Below are 14903 nucleotides of genomic sequence, written 5' to 3'. Positions count from 1 at the left end.
GATCGTTATTCCTTGGTTGAGTGGATCTTGATTGAGTAGATATTCAGTTAGTACGAGAAAGCTGTTTGGCTTTGCCAATATTGAGCAGGAGAATACCTGCGCCAATTAAGACAATGCCTAGGAGTAGGCCCTCAGGGGCGGCTTCTCCCTGGAGGAAGATCGCAACAGGCACCCCCACGACAGCGCCGACGGAACCCAATAAGCTCAGGAATACGGGGCCACCGCTTTTCTGGAGCAGGAACAGTAGAAAGAACTGGCCTGCGAACACTAGCGCTTGGAGTGCAATCAGCATGATGGGCAAGTGGTGTTGAGTTGGAACACGCAACGAAAAGCCTGGTAAGAAGCCTATTCCTAGCAGGATTACAACGGCGGCAATCAGCATGCCGGGGGCCAGAGCACCGCTCGACACACCTGCAGGCCAGCGCAGAGTCCGGTAGATGTTGCCGATGGCTAAGAGCACTGGGCCAGCCAGGGCAATCAGAATCCAGAGGTGATTGGCATCAGGTGACGATAGCTTATTGGCTGCTAAGGTGATGGCACCCAACAGCGCAGACATAACACCAGCCGCTCGCATAAATTGAAATTTTTCTATTTTCAATAACAGCGCACCAATGTAGGTGAGCAGCGGCGGTAGCGTAATGATCAAGGCAACGAACCCAGCACCCACATGTGGGATAGCGGAGAAAAAGATCAAGTTAGAGCCAGCCACGCCAAGCAGTGCGGCTACGGAGTAGTACTCAACCGAGCGCAAGCTTATAGGCGGTAAATGACCACGCAGTGCTGAGACGGCCAACAGAATTAACGCCGCCCCAGTGATTGACCAAAACAGAAATGCGAGTGCAGATAGCTGCATTTCACCAGCAAATTTAGCCAAGTTTGTTGACAGGCCTAGTAGTGCTCCTCCTGACAGTAGGTAAATCAGTGGTGCAAGCCAGGCCCTTTTTGGTGAGTGTGTAGCAATTGTGTTTGATAATGCCATTAGATATGCTCTCAATTAATGTCTTGATATCAAGATATATGCAGGTTCTCTTGACGTCAAGATAAATGGGCTAAGCAATAATAAGGAGCGCAGTACTTCTATGGATCATGTGGATAGAGATCATGTGGATAGAATTCTTAATCAGTGGCGACAGGAAAGGCCTGACCTTAATGTTGCACCGATGGCCACCCTTGGGCGGATTAAGCGACTGAGCTACTGCTTAACCCGTGAACTGGAAAAGACCTGGACAAAGTACGGGCTGAACGGTGCAAGTTTTGACGTTTTGGCGACCCTTCGCCGAGAAGGCCCCCCGTTTGCGTTATCGCCAGGGGGGTTAATGGCTTCCACGATGGTGACCTCTGGCACCATGACTCACCGTATCAACCTGTTGGAAAAGGCTGGTTTGATTGAACGGGTCAAAAACCCAGAGGATGGGCGCGGTTTTTTGATCTCTCTTTCACAGCGTGGATTTGAATTGATTGATGAAGCGGTTACCGCTCATGTGGAAGCGCAGGCGCAACTGGTGAGTGGCCTAAGTGAAGAACAACTGGCGCAATTAGATGCTCTGCTGAAGCAGTTTTTAGCGGGATTGGAGCAGTAGCGGTGTGTGCTATAGCCGCGTACACATCGATATTGTTGAGCATCCTACCTAGGGCAGTACTGCTCAGGCTAAGCGCCCCCATTGAAGCGCTGACATATAAAAGGCGAGCCCAAATCATGTTTTGTGGGCGATTTTTAATGTTAACGGGGTTGAGTGTTTTTCGTGTGCTGAACAAGAGGAAGCCCGCTAAAAACGGGCTTCCTCTCGCATTAGAAGCTAGCGCTCATCTCGGCTAACGCTGTTTATTCGAATCCCTCGAGTACCACTTTGCCAATCATACTCTCGGCCTCCAATTTTTCGTGAGCCCTACGCAGGTTAGTCGCATTGATATTGCCCGCATTGACACCCAACGTACTCTTCAAGATACCCTGATCAACCAGCGCGGCGACTTCATTCAGCAGCTTTTGCTGGGCAACCATGTCTGTGGTCTTATACATGGAACGGGTAAACATGAACTCCCAGTGTAAGGAGAGACTTTTACTCTTTAGTGCACGTACATTCAGTGCTTCAGGGTCGTCGATCAAGCCAAACTGACCCTGCGGCTTCAGTGCAGCAACAATCTCGTCAAGATGCTCTTCGGTGTGGTTAAGGCTGACAACATGGTCAACTTCTCCAACCTCTAATTCCTGCAGTTGCTTACTCAGCGATGCTTTATGATTGATAACATGATGCGCACCTAACTGTTCCAACCAGGCCTGACTTTCCGCCCGAGAGGCCGTGGCAATAACGGTCAGACTGGTTAGTTGGCTCGCCAGCTGAACCAGAATGGAACCAACACCACCAGCAGCACCGATAACCAGCAGTTTCTCACCTGCGTGCTCCCGACCGGGTTTGATGTTCAGTCGGTCGAACAGCATTTCCCAAGCGGTAATGGCTGTCAGCGGCAGCGCAGCGGCACTGGCAAAATCGAGAGAGCCGGGCTTGCGACCGACAATACGCTCGTCCACCAGCTGGTATTGAGCATTACTGCCCTGACGGCTGAGATCCCCAGCATACCAAACAGCATCTCCGGGCTTGAAAGCGCTGACCTTCTCTCCCACAGATGTCACAATACCTGCAGCGTCCCAGCCAAGAACCTTCCAGCTACCTTGGTTAGGCTCGACATTGGCGCGAATTTTGGTATCCACCGGGTTGACCGCCACGGCTTTCACTTCAACCAGTACATCGTGCCCACTGGGTTCCGGTATCGGTAGTTCGATATCGCAGAGTGATGCCTCCTCCTGAATCTGCAGAGCCTGTTGGTAGCCGATTGCTTTCATTGTCTGTGCCATGTTGTACTCCTGTTTTATCTGAAAGTTTTAAGTCGCCGAGTAAGCGGGGTAGGTTGTATAGCCCTCGGCATCACCGCCGAAAAGGCTGTCATTCTGAAAACTGGCCAGAGGCAAACAGTGATGCAGGCGCATAGGCAGGTCAGGGTTCGCTATAAACGGGCGGCCAAACGCCACCAGGTCAGACAGCCCAGAATCGATCATTTGACTGGCCCGTTCCTTGTCATAACGTCCAGCCACAATCAGCGTGCCCTGATACACTTGACGTAGCGCCAGGCGGAAATCGCTCGGTATCTCGGGGGCATCATCCCAGTCAGCTTCAGCCAGATGGATGTACCCGATACCCAGTTCCTGTAGCTGAGTTGCCGCATGCAGAATGGTGGGGATGATATCCGGGCAGCTCATGCCACGAGCCGTAATGAACGGAGCCAGACGCACGCCCACTTTTTCAGCTCCCACTTCGCCTGCCACTGCTTCGGCAACCTCAATCAGAAAACGGATTCGATTGTCACGATTGCCACCATAAGCGTCTGAGCGCGTATTCGAGGTGGTGCGTAGAAATTCATCAATCAGGTAGCCATTGGCGGCATGAATCTCAACACCATCAAAACCGGCTTCCATGGCGTTCCGGGCGGCCTGTTGATAGTCTTCTACCACGCCCTGAATCTCTTCGGTTTCCAGTGCGCGTGGCGTTGGGCAGGGCACCATGCCACCCACACCGTTTTCATCGGCTAGCCAGATACTGGCCTCAGGATTGATGGCCGAAGGTGCAACAGGTAAGGCTCCCTGATGAAAATTAGCATGTGACATACGGCCTACATGCCATAGCTGGAGGTATATAACCCCAGCCTCGGCATGGACCGCATCCGTCACTTTGCGCCAGCCGTCCACCTGCTCAGCACTATGGATGCCGGGAGTGAAGCTATACCCCTGTCCTTGCTGAGAAATCTGCGATGCTTCCGTAATGATCAAACCAGCACTGGCGCGTTGCGCGTAATACTGAGCCATAAGTGAATTGGGGATGTTGCCCGGCTGAGTACTGCGGGCACGTGTCATCGGGGCCATGACGACACGGTTGTGCAGAGACTTTCCCGGCAGCGAATATGAGCTGAACAGCTTCATGAGTGACTCCTTTGATTAACTGGGTAGTGTCGATCGCATGCCATTGCCATCCACTAAGCTCACTTATCTACAGATAAGACAGCGGCATACCGGGATGGGAAAACAGTTCGACTCCACTGCTGTGCATCGCCATCAGTCGGGCCTAAAAGTTGGCTAGCGACCGATAATAGAAACGCCATTTCAAGACAGAGAGAGACATGGCGACTTCTGATCTAGCGGAATGCACTAAAAACAGAAGCAGCTTATTTGACCTTATTGGTTTGAAAAACTAGCCTTCAATACAAATACCTTCAAAAAATATTTGAATATGCGCTCTATTCAGGATCTCAAGATTTTTATCGAAACCGCTCGTCAGGGAAGCCTTTCAGCCGCTGCCAGGCAGATGGACCTATCACCCGCGGCCACGAGTGCTGCAGTGAAAAGGCTGGAGGCCGAACTCGGCGTGCCGCTGTTTATCCGGTCAACCCGTCACTTGCGCCTGACTCATCAGGGCGAGACCTTTCTTGGTCACTGTCAGCAGGCACTTCAACTACTGGATGATGGCTGCCAAGCTATACAGAAAGGTCAAACCGTTATTCAGGATGTACTGCAACTATCCATGCCATCCGATATAGGTCGGAATTTGCTACTCGGCTGGCTAGATGAGTTTCTCGATTTGTATCCGCGTATCGACCTGCGTATTCAATTGTCTGACCGATTGGTTAATATATATCGCCAACCGGTTGATATCGCCTTACGTTACGGTGAATTGCCGGACTCCAACTTGATCGCTGTGCCGCTTGCGCCAGACAACAGACGCGTGCTCTGCGCTTCGCCTGACTATGTCCAACAGTTCGGCACGCCTCTTCGTCCTGAGGATTTAACGAAACATAACTGCCTCTGTTTTATGCTCGGTGAAGACGTGCATGGCCGCTGGCGTTTCTGGAAAAATGGCCAAGAAGTGTCAGTGAAAGTGAGGGGCAGCCGTGTAGCCGATGACGGTGAGGCAGTGCGGCGCTGGGCCCTGTCCGGCAAAGGAATCGCTTACAAGGCTCGTCTGGATGTTATTGAGGATTTGAGTAATGGACGCCTGGTTCCTCTGTGCGAAGACTGGGAGACTGAACGCACGCCGTTCAATCTGATCTGTGCCGACCGTCGCCAGTTTAGTCCAGCGGTTCAGGCGCTGAGACAGTTTCTTTTGTCACGACTCGAGAAGCTTTCAGCCTGATTTCCTTTGTGTAATATGAGTCGTCATTTTTAATCGATACAGAGGGTGTGATGTCTGGTCAGGGTGGCTGTGAGTTTATAGAGACGTCGGAACAACGCCCGGTGGTCGCAACCATCGCCGTTCTATTAAAAGATGATAAAGTACTCTTAGTACGTCGCTCTAACCCACCTGATGCTGGTCGGTGGGGCTTCCCAGGTGGAAAAATTGAGCGAGGCGAAACCATAGAAGAAGCTGCGCTGAGAGAGCTTTACGAGGAAACAAATGTTATCGCCAACGTGCATAGAGTGTTCAATGCTGTTGACGTATTAGACTTCAATAAACGTAGTGAGCTTGAATATCATTTTGTGCTTGTGGCTGTACTCTGTGTATGGGTTTCAGGTGAGCCCTTCGCGGGTGATGATGCACTAGATGCCTGCTTCTTTAATCTGGATGATGTAAACGAAAAAAACCTGGCTCTTAGCTTAGATGTTGAAAAAGTGGCGAGACAAGCTCTGGCTGTATATGAAAATGAGCTAGTTGAGTAAGGTTGGTTTTAACTTCTGAACTCTTCTAAGGAAGATGTTTTGGAATCGCCGTTTAATGTATTGATACCTAAGGAGTAGAGTGGCTTTATGGATAATGAGTATGGATCTCTAGCCTCTTGGGTTTACCATGTGGATAAACCCATTGGCCGAACGTTTGGAGATATTGAGTTTTATTTGTCACGCCTCAAGGACACTAGCGGGCCAATTTTAGAGCCTGCGGTTGGTAATGGGAGGTTTCTTATACCACTGCTTGAGGCCGGTCATGTCGTCCATGGCTTTGATGCCTCTCCTCATATGTTAGAGATCTGCAAGAAGGAGCTTTCTAAAAGGAATTTAACCGATAATGTCAGCAAGCAAAATTTTGAAGACTTTGTCTACCAAGAGACGTTTTCTGCTGTAGTGATGCCTGCAGGATCTATTCAGTTAATTAAGTCGCCTGTTGCATGCTTAGACTTTCTTAAGCGCTTAAAAGCTTGCTTATCAGAATCGGGTAAAATTATTGTAGATATAGACTCATCGGCTTTTATGCTTGCTTCTGGGCCTGAAGCGCGCATGTGGAATTTAGGCGCGGATATGCTGACCTTAACAGAGTCAAGGGTGAAAACCAGCTATTTGCATCAGACCACAGTTTCTCAATTGAGGTATGAACACTGGCGTTCAGGAAGTTTAGTCTCTTCAGAGTTGGAGATTTTTTCTCTACGCTTTTGGGGTGTTTTTGAATTCAGAAGCTTGTTGCATGAAGCCGGGTTTAAAAATGTTTCTATTACGTTGGACTATAAGCACCCGTTTTCAATCAGTGATAGCGATGTGGAATCACCTAGCGCAATTACTTTTGAAGCCTCATTGTAAATAGCTACGTGGGCCAGGAAGTGTCTCTCAAGCCTGCAGTGTCCCGATAGGTAATGGATGCAACACCGACCAAATAGAGGAGGTGTTGCATGCAGGATTTGTCGGCCCAGCTCTGAGCAGCATAGCAATAATTAAGTGATTTCTACGGCTGTGCCAGCCACTACGATTCCTCCTTGTTCAGGTACTTCGACCTGCAGCAGGCTTAAGCGTCCCATTGTTTCCCCTTGCCTTATCAGAAACTTCCCTGGTGCATCAATCAGCTTGGCATCTCGTAGATACCCACCTAGTGCTGCAGCTGCAGCGCCGGTGGCAGGGTCTTCCACGACGCCGCCTATTGGGAAAGGGTTCCGAGAATGAAACAAACCGTTATGTTCTCGAAAGACTAGCTGCAGCGTGGTCAATTCCTCTCGTAACATTAACGCCTTCAGTTTTTCAAAATCGTAATCAAGTCGGCTCAATCGAGACTGAGAGTTGACCGCCAAAATAAGGTGCCACACGCCACCGTAGGCTAGGACTGGGGGGATCGCTAGATCCAGCTCATCAGATGACCATTGCAGTAGCGCTAACACATCATCGACCAACGCTGTTGAGGCAGGTTTATGCGAGGGTACTACCGAGGTTAGTGCTGCTTGAATCTGGCCATCGACCGAGCGAACCTCCACAGGTACTCGGCCAACGGCAGTATCCAGCTGGTAGGTGCCGGTACCACTTAAGCGCCCTAGCATAACGGCACTAGCAATCGTGGCATGACCACAAAAGTTGATCTCTGTCAGTGGGCTATAGTAACGAATGGTTCTAATGTTTCCGCTAGCTGGGGCGATAAACGCGGTTTCCGAGTAACCGACCTCTGCGGCTATGCTTTGCATCGTCTTAGTATCCGGCAACTCATCGCCAATCCAAACGCCGGCAGGGTTGCCTTTGCTCGGGTCGGTTGAAAACGCTGTTAGGTGGTATAGAGGTTTACTCACGATGTTCTGCTCCGGAAGGAATCATGTTAGAGAGAACATCATTGTGACCTTAAAAATAATAATGGAAACTGCATTATTGTCATCCATAGGGTTACTAAATTTTAGCCATGAGCAGAATCCCTTTTCCACCTTTAAACACGCTTCGAGCCTTTGAAGCCGCCGCACGGTTAGGTAGCTTTGCTTCTGCTGCTCAGGAGCTGAACCTGACTCCAGCAGCCGTCAGCCATCGTATTAAAGAGCTAGAAGGTAGGCTCGATATTGCGTTATTTGTACGCCTACCACGTGGCGTACTTTTGACGGAGTCTGGTCGCCGCTACTATAGGCGTTTATCTAATGTCTTTACCCAGATCGAACAAGCAACTAAAGAACTGAAGCAACAAGGGGTGGACGGTCCGCTGACGCTATCTGCCCCTCACTCTTTTATTCACTACTGGCTGATTCCACGGCTAGGCAATTTAAAAGCTCTTTACCCTGGGCTGGAGCTGACGTTACGTGGTGAGAGTGAGTTATTGAGTTTCCGCGATAATCAAGCTGATATCGGAATCCGTTTTGGCACAGGAGACTACCCAAACCTTCATGCTGAACACCTGATGGGCGATGCCGTGACGATACTTGCCCCTTCAACACTAATTAGCAGCCTACAGGATACTCGTCCTGAGAGTCTGTTACGTTCGCAGTTGTTATTGGAAGACAGTAGTGTTCACCCAACAGAGCCCTGGAATACTTGGCAACCTTGGTTGCGTGAAGTAGGAGTTGAGTTACCTTCATCGCTACAGAAATTACAGTTCTCTGATAGCAGTCTAGCCTTATCCGCCTGCGCTGGTGGTCTTGGTCTTTGTATTGGTCGACACTCCATTGCCAGCCAGCTTCTTTTCGATCGGAAAATCCATGCGATTATGCCTTGGCGTAGCCACGAGTTCGCTTACTATCTAGTGTCACATCCGGCTGAAATTGAAAATCCACGTGTTATGGCATTTAAACATTGGTTAATTGAAGAAATTAAAAATTTTCAAATACCTTTCGCGCATTGATCAGCTTCCGAGTTGGTGAAATCGCAATAGTGAGCGCTATTAGCGCTGTGCGGAGCTAGAGTCCTTGGTTGCGAACTCCCTCTGCCATTGCTTCCATAAACGTGCGTACTCTGGCTACACGGCGTAAGTCTGGGTGGGTGAGCAACCATAGTGGGGTGGTCAGCGCTTCAATGGGGGCGCTTAGCCTGAGGAGGGCTTCATCGGCATCACCGAGATAGCAGGGGAGTACTGCAATTCCCGCCCCGTGGCGGACTGCTGATTGCATACCCAACATGCTGTCTAGCTTGTAGGCGGCGCTTTTATCCATCATCCACTTTTCAAGTGCTGTGTCGCCTAGATGAACATCCGGGCCTATCCAGGTTTCTTTTTGTAGTGACACTGGGTCTAGCGGCAGAGGGGTGTTTAGAAGGAGAGGAGCGTTTTGCCAAAGCGCCTTTTGTCCATAAATCGCCAGATTGATATCGCTTACTCTGCGGCCTACGAGGGTTTCCGGTGGCTTACGGGTAGGGCGAATAGCGATATCGGCCTCACGCCGCGATAAACTTTGAAGCTGGTTGGAGATAACCACTTCCAGCGTGATATCTGGGTAGTGCTGGCGAAAATTTGCCAGTAGCGGTGAGAGTAACCCTGCGAAAAGTGTGTCGGTAGTGGTGATTCGCAAGCTGCCGGTGAGGCTCAAATCCTGCCCAATAATGCGGCGCTCGGCGCCGTTGACTTCGCTCTGCACGCGTTTGGCTGAAGCGGCCAAATCATCCCCCGCCAAGGTCGGTGTATACCCTGTACGGCTGCGCTCGAAAAGGGTCACCCCCAACCGCCGCTCCATATCACTTAAACGCCTAAAGACGGTGGCATGACTGATACGTAGCGCTCGGCTGGCGCCGGATAGCGATCCTGTTTCGGCAATCGCTAGCACAATTTGTAGGTCGTCCCATCTTATTTGCTGTTCATTCATGCAAACCTATCTCTTATTTTTAGCCAATGTTTGATCGTATGTGAACAGGTTAGTCTGTCATCAAACCAATCAACAGGGGAGATGCAGTATGAATGTATTGGTTGTCTTGGCTCATCCTGAACGCCAGTCGTTTAATGGCGGTTTAGTGGATATCGCGGTAAAACAGCTAGTAGATGCTGGGCACTCCGTCGAAGTGGATGATCTCTATGCCGAGCGGTTTGATCCAGTGGAGCGTACTGAGCTCTATCCGCACAAAGCAGTGGATGAGAACTATTTTTACCCTCTTAACGAGCAACGTGCTCACTACGAACAAAACACCTTGGCGCAGGATGTTCAGAGGGAACTGGCACGGCTGGAGTGGGCAGATTTGGTGATCTTCCAATTTCCTTTATGGTGGCACGCCCAGCCCGCCATTCTGAAAGGTTGGTTTGATCGTGTGCTGGTATATGGCGGACGCTATACAAGCCGCATGCGTTACGATCGCGGCTACTATCGTGGCAAGCGAGCAATGCTATCGGTAACCACCGGTTCACCAGAAAAGGCGTTTCAGCCCTTTGGCCGCGCTGGCAATATGGTTCATTGGCTATGGCCAATTCATTCATCGCTGTACTACGTTGGCTTTGAGGTGTTGGCTCCCCAGGTTAGCTATGGTATCCAGGGAGGCGGCATTCGCTATCAAGAGGAGACCGAAATCATTGGCCACTTGGAGGCATGTAAAGGAGCTTGGGCTTCCCGGGTTGTAAGTTTGGATGCCGAGTCACCCATTCCCTTTACGGGTTGGAATGATTGGGACGCTGATGGTGTTTTAGGCCAAACAGCGCCGCTGCGCTGGCGACTAAATTGATCTCGCTATTAACTAGCGCCGCTAACGGAGTGTCCACAACTTGCCAGTAAATCATTGGCTCGTTCACGCAAGGCATCCTTCAACGCCGTTGGCTGCAGTATGGTGAACCGAAACGGGAGCTGTGCCAGCCAACTGGCAAGCCATTCGAAGCTGTCGGTTTGAGTATTGATGAGCAGACCGCCTTCCACCTGTTTGAGGTGGCTTGCGCACAGAGCCTGGAAACCGAATACCGCATTAGCTGTGGGGAGATCGGTGTGGAGTATTAGTGACACCTCATGGGGTTGGCTCCAGGACGACAAACTGTCACTTAAAAAATCTGCTGCATCGAAATTGGCTGGGCGGATAAAGGTATCGCACTGAAGCTGAACATTGCTGATACGATCCAGACGAAAGGAGCGCATCGCCCCCCGAAGATGGCATAAACCAGCGACATACCAGCGTCCCTGTTGAAAAACCAGGCCGTAGGGGTCAATCCTACGCGCTATCGGTCCCTGCTGTGGAGAGTGGTAGATAAGCCCCACGGTTCGCATGCTTTCTGTGGCTTTGGTCAGCGTTTCAAGGGCTCGGTTATCGAGGCTGGGCGCACCCCGAGGTAGGATTACCCGAGTGGTATCACTGACACCCCGCATGCGGCTCTTAAGGTTGGCGGGCATCACGCGCTCAAGTTTCGCCTGAGCACTGGCAATGGCGGGTGCTGCCTCCGTAAGGCCGAGTTGGTGGGCGGCTAGCAACCCCAGGGATATCGCGAGGGTCTCTTCGTCGGTAAACATCATGGGGGGGAGTTTAAACCCAGCCACTAATCGGTAGCCGCCATAACGTCCCTGCTCGGTCATAATCGGCACGCCCATGTCTTCCAGCAGTGTCATGTAACGGCGGATGGTGCGCCGATCGACGCCGAGGCGTTCCGCTAGTTCGGCACCACCCAGCTGTCCATGAGCCTGCAATAATTCAAGCACAGCAAGCACGCGTGTTGTGGGGTTCGCCATGCGGCCTTCCTCCTGGAACGAGTTTTGAAGCCTTAATTCTGCATTGCAGACAAATTAAATTATTGCGTTTATATAGGACAAGTTCTTACCTATTTACAAATTAACCTGATCTCGCAGTAACTCACGTCATCTGAAGCATTGACGGAAGAAGCATTGACTGAAGAAGTGACTGAAAAAGGAGATCAGCATGTCAGAACTAATTTTTTACACTCACCCTATGTCCCGTGGCCGCGTAGTGCGCTGGATGCTAGAAGAACTGGGTATTTCCTACGTCACAAAGACCATGGAATACGGCACTGAGATGAAGAGCCAGGAATACCTAGCCATTAACCCCATGGGTAAAATACCGGCGATTAGGCATGGCAACATCGTCGTCACCGAGGTGGCGGCCATCGTTGCCTATCTTGCAGATCAGTTTCCAAGTAAAAAACTAGCGCCGCCGCTGGAATCACCTGAGCGCGGTGCTTACTATCGCTGGCTGTTTTTCATGGCCGGTCCCTTTGAAATGGCCACCAGTGCAGTCGCCTATGGGTGGAACATTGATGACAGTAACGCCCAGGCCGTTGGTTGTGGCCATATAGACGACAGTATTAATACCCTGGAAAGGGCGCTGGAAACGTCGCCATATATCTGTGGCGATCAATTCACTGCAGCGGATATCGTGCTCAGCAGCTATCTCTGGTGGGGGATAATGCAGAAAAATATTGCGCCAAAAGAGGTATTCAAAGAGTACATAGAACGCACGGAAAGTAGGCCTGCCGCTAAACGCGCGAATGCAATAGATGACGAGCTGGCTACGAAAATGAAGCCTGTTTCATTCTAACGATCTGGGTTACTGCCCTGGCCGGTGATGTTAGCGGGCTGGGGCTTTAGCGTATAGGCGACAGTTGATAGCATGTATTCCAGATCATTTGACTCACCGCTGTTTTAGAATCTGACTCTGTTGCTGCTCTATTTATGAACGCAGCGAAGTTCTGGGGTAGGCTGCACCTATATTTGTATTATCAAAGGCCTTACACCCAATGAGTACCCCGAGTCACCACTTTTCAGATGCTGAGAAGCGCGGGCTATACCGCGCTATTTATGAACGGCGTGATGTGCGTTCACAGTTCTTACCCGACCCGATTGCCCCCGAGATTCTGGCCAAGCTTTTAAAGGCAGCCCACCACGCTCCCTCGGTAGGCTTTATGCAGCCCTGGGATTTCATTGCGATCGAAAGCCGTGAGGTGAGGGCGGCGATAGTGGCGATGTTCGAGCGAGAAAACCAAAAAGCCGCTGAGCGGTTTGAGGGAGAACGCAAGGAGCGTTACCAGGGCTTGAAACTACAAGGCATTTTAGAAAGTCCGATTAACCTCTGCATTACTTGTGACCGCAGCCGGGGAGGCCCCCATGTGCTAGGGCGCAATAGCATTGTGGATACCGATCTATTCAGCACGTGTTTAGCCGTGCAAAACCTCTGGCTGGCAGCGCGGGCAGAGGGCATTGGCGTTGGCTGGGTGAGTATTCTCGATCAAGATCAACTGAGTACGGCGTTGAAGTTGCCTGAACATGTTTATCCATTGGCTTATCTTTGCCTTGGCTACGTCAGCGAGTTTTTAGATCAGCCCGAGCTGGAAGCAAAAGGGTGGCGCTCTCGGCTTTCATTAACTGAATTGGTGCACTGTGATGGCTGGGGCGGTTCGTTGACAGAAAGCCCACTTCTAACTGCCTTAGAATAATCGAGGCTCAAGGAAAGGAGCAACACACTCATGTTGAATAGAAAGGCTAGCGCACCTCGGCACGTGAAAGGCACTGTGGGGCGGTCACTGGTCATAACGCTGACATTTTTTGCGCTACTGGCCGTTGCGGTCGTCATCGAAAAGCTACCTATGTGGTTGCTATTCATCTACCTAGCGGTCAGTGTGGTGATGTGTCTTGCCTATGCGGTAGATAAATCCGCTGCACAAAAAAACGCGCAGCGGATTTCCGAAAATACCTTGCATGTGTTGTCACTATTAGGCGGCTGGCCAGGGGCAATGGTTGCACAGCAATGGCTTCGCCACAAAACACAAAAGCGCGCTTTCAGGCGTGTATTCTGGATGACGGTGCTGATCAACCTGGCGGCGCTCGTTAGCTGGGCATGGGCATAATTTGTGAATGACTTATTCTGTTAACGTTTATCACCTACGCTAATAGCAGACTGCTTTTTACGCACCGATAAAGGCAACGCGATGAGCCATGCACTAACCGGGCATAACCGCCCACAACAAGTGATTGAGGCAATTCAGCAGGTGAATGCGCCGCTCAATGCCGCGCACCGCCAAGCAAAGTACGCCAAAATGGCCGTGTCTCCCTACCGATTCTTTCGTGGAACTAATCACTTGTATTGGCAAGACGTTTGGCACGACTGGCGCTTTGCGCTATTCGGTGGATGGCTTAATACCCAAACGTGGCTTCAGGGCGATGCGCACGTTTATAACTTCGGCGCTTATGGTCACCACGATGATCAAGTGCGCTACGGTATGGATGACTTCGATGACGCGTTGATAGGTGACTATCAATACGATGTATGGCGGTTGGCGATCAGCGTGGTACTGGATAGTCGTGAAAACGCCGCGTTAAGTTCTAAAGCGGCGGATAAAGCGCTGAAAAAGCTGTTAGAGGGGTATATCCATACGCTAGCTGTTTATAGCCAAGAAACTTATGAAAAAGATACGCTGACTAAAGAGCAGCCCATTGAGGCGGTGACTCTGGATAGCGCCAAGGGGCCACTGAAGGCCTTCATGGGCAACGTCGCTGATAAGCAGAGTCGGGCGCGTATGCTGGAAAAATGGACAACCCTCGATAGTCAGAAAGGGCGCATGTTCGCTGAGCGCTCTGGGAAGCTTGCGAACTTACCAGCAGATGTCGCCAGCCAGCTGCGTCGTTTGATTGAGCAAGAGTATCAACAGACGTTACAGCACCCGATCAAAGAGAGTGACCCAAAACACTTTCGTGTAAAAGACACCGTTCGCCGACTTGATGCGGGAACGGGGTCGTTAGGTGTAGAGCGTTATTATGTTTTGATTGAGGGTGGCGCGGATCATGAACACGACGACGTTATATTAGATGTTAAAGAACAAGTAACGCCGGAAGCTTATGGCTTGATGAATAAAGCCCAGCAACAGGCATGGCGAAAGCTATTTCCTAATGAAGGCATTCGCCATGCAGCGGCATTTCATGCCATTGCCGAGCACCCCGATGCCTACTTGGGTTGGCTGACCATGAATGGCAAAGTGTTTTCGGTTCGGGAGCGCTCTCCGTTTAAAAAAGATGTGCCTACTCACAAGCTTTCAGGGGGGAAGTCTTACCGGAAATTAGCGCGCCAATGGGGTGAAATTCTCGCACGTGAACATTTGCGCGGTGCCCAGGCGCTTCACCGTGGTCAGTCAGCACCATTTGCCAACGCGGTATGCCAACGTTTAGAAGGTCGCGAAGCGCAGTTTATTGAGGTAGTGACGACCCTGGCAATTGCCTATGCCGACTGCGTATCTCAGGACTATAAGGTGTTCGTGGAGCACTTTTTGAAGGTAGATTCTGCTTAACAAGCTACG

The 14903-nt window shown here is 50.8% G+C and carries 16 protein-coding genes; 10 read left to right on the top strand and 6 right to left on the bottom strand.

What is annotated here, in order from left to right:
- Positions 1-43 precede the first annotated feature (43 nt).
- Positions 44-979 (bottom strand): DMT family transporter, encoded by a 936-nt coding sequence (locus tag CEK60_RS13815; protein ID WP_089039517.1) that lies wholly within the window; start codon positions 977-979, stop codon positions 44-46.
- Positions 980-1079: 100 nt separating this feature from the next.
- On the opposite strand from CEK60_RS13815, the gene CEK60_RS13810 reads away from it, so the two are divergent.
- Positions 1080-1580 carry a MarR family winged helix-turn-helix transcriptional regulator gene (locus CEK60_RS13810; RefSeq protein WP_089039516.1) on the top strand — a complete coding sequence of 167 codons (501 nt, stop codon included), beginning with the start codon at positions 1080-1082 and terminating at the stop codon, positions 1578-1580.
- 242 nt (positions 1581-1822) lie between these two features.
- On the opposite strand, the gene CEK60_RS13800 is transcribed toward CEK60_RS13810, so the two are convergent.
- Both CEK60_RS13800 and CEK60_RS13795 read right to left on the bottom strand, forming a co-directional pair.
- On the bottom strand, positions 1823-2839 hold the full coding sequence (locus CEK60_RS13800) for a zinc-binding alcohol dehydrogenase family protein (protein WP_089040929.1): 1017 nt from the start codon (positions 2837-2839) through the stop codon (positions 1823-1825).
- A 39-nt stretch (positions 2840-2878) separates the two neighbouring features.
- On the bottom strand, positions 2879-3970 hold the full coding sequence (locus CEK60_RS13795) for an alkene reductase (RefSeq protein WP_089039514.1): 1092 nt from the start codon (positions 3968-3970) through the stop codon (positions 2879-2881).
- Positions 3971-4277: 307 nt separating this feature from the next.
- On the opposite strand from CEK60_RS13795, the gene CEK60_RS13790 reads away from it, so the two are divergent.
- The 3 genes from CEK60_RS13790 (at position 4278) to CEK60_RS13780 (ending at position 6550) form a co-directional block, all read left to right on the top strand.
- Entirely contained in the window at positions 4278-5177 is a 900-nt protein-coding gene (locus CEK60_RS13790; RefSeq protein ID WP_089039513.1) for a LysR family transcriptional regulator, read from the top strand.
- 50 nt (positions 5178-5227) lie between these two features.
- Positions 5228-5701 carry an NUDIX hydrolase gene (locus CEK60_RS13785; protein ID WP_089039512.1) on the top strand — a complete coding sequence of 158 codons (474 nt, stop codon included), beginning with the start codon at positions 5228-5230 and terminating at the stop codon, positions 5699-5701.
- A gap of 87 nt (positions 5702-5788) precedes the next feature.
- Positions 5789-6550 (top strand): class I SAM-dependent methyltransferase, encoded by a 762-nt coding sequence (locus CEK60_RS13780; RefSeq protein ID WP_089039511.1) that lies wholly within the window; start codon positions 5789-5791, stop codon positions 6548-6550.
- A 131-nt stretch (positions 6551-6681) separates the two neighbouring features.
- Here CEK60_RS13780 and CEK60_RS13775 read toward each other — a convergent pair whose 3' ends face one another.
- Entirely contained in the window at positions 6682-7518 is an 837-nt protein-coding gene (locus CEK60_RS13775) for a PhzF family phenazine biosynthesis protein (protein ID WP_089039510.1), read from the bottom strand.
- A 107-nt stretch (positions 7519-7625) separates the two neighbouring features.
- Here CEK60_RS13775 and CEK60_RS13770 point away from each other — a divergent pair, with 107 nt between their 5' ends.
- Positions 7626-8549, top strand: a complete 924-nt coding sequence (locus CEK60_RS13770; RefSeq protein ID WP_089039509.1) for a LysR substrate-binding domain-containing protein — start codon at positions 7626-7628, stop codon at positions 8547-8549.
- A 55-nt stretch (positions 8550-8604) separates the two neighbouring features.
- Here the strand turns inward: CEK60_RS13770 and CEK60_RS13765 are convergent, their stop codons facing one another.
- A complete protein-coding gene (locus CEK60_RS13765) occupies positions 8605-9501 on the bottom strand; it encodes a LysR family transcriptional regulator (RefSeq protein WP_089039508.1) in 897 nt (298 codons plus the stop codon).
- 88 nt (positions 9502-9589) lie between these two features.
- On the opposite strand from CEK60_RS13765, the gene CEK60_RS13760 reads away from it, so the two are divergent.
- The gene (locus CEK60_RS13760) at positions 9590-10345 is read left to right on the top strand and encodes an NAD(P)H-dependent oxidoreductase (RefSeq protein ID WP_089039507.1); all 756 of its coding nucleotides are present in this window, start codon (positions 9590-9592) and stop codon (positions 10343-10345) included.
- A gap of 8 nt (positions 10346-10353) precedes the next feature.
- Here CEK60_RS13760 and CEK60_RS13755 read toward each other — a convergent pair whose 3' ends face one another.
- A complete protein-coding gene (locus tag CEK60_RS13755) occupies positions 10354-11331 on the bottom strand; it encodes a helix-turn-helix transcriptional regulator (RefSeq protein WP_089039506.1) in 978 nt (325 codons plus the stop codon).
- A gap of 187 nt (positions 11332-11518) precedes the next feature.
- On the opposite strand from CEK60_RS13755, the gene CEK60_RS13750 reads away from it, so the two are divergent.
- From CEK60_RS13750 to CEK60_RS13735, 4 genes are all read left to right on the top strand, one after another.
- Positions 11519-12154, top strand: coding sequence for a glutathione S-transferase family protein (locus tag CEK60_RS13750; RefSeq protein WP_089039505.1), 636 nt, complete (start codon positions 11519-11521; stop codon positions 12152-12154).
- A gap of 199 nt (positions 12155-12353) precedes the next feature.
- The gene (gene bluB, locus CEK60_RS13745) at positions 12354-13049 is read left to right on the top strand and encodes a 5,6-dimethylbenzimidazole synthase (protein ID WP_089039504.1); all 696 of its coding nucleotides are present in this window, start codon (positions 12354-12356) and stop codon (positions 13047-13049) included.
- Between the two features lie 30 nt (positions 13050-13079).
- The gene (locus CEK60_RS13740) at positions 13080-13460 is read left to right on the top strand and encodes a DUF1294 domain-containing protein (protein ID WP_089039503.1); all 381 of its coding nucleotides are present in this window, start codon (positions 13080-13082) and stop codon (positions 13458-13460) included.
- Positions 13461-13541: 81 nt separating this feature from the next.
- Positions 13542-14894 (top strand): DUF2252 domain-containing protein, encoded by a 1353-nt coding sequence (locus CEK60_RS13735; protein ID WP_089039502.1) that lies wholly within the window; start codon positions 13542-13544, stop codon positions 14892-14894.
- Positions 14895-14903 lie beyond the last annotated feature (9 nt).

The sequence above is a fragment of the Halomonas sp. N3-2A genome, from assembly GCF_002216165.1.
In the GTDB taxonomy this organism is placed as follows: Bacteria; Pseudomonadota; Gammaproteobacteria; order Pseudomonadales; family Halomonadaceae; genus Vreelandella.
The sequence above is the reverse complement of the archived record's forward strand: the minus strand, read 5'-3'. Positions and strand labels throughout refer to the sequence as shown.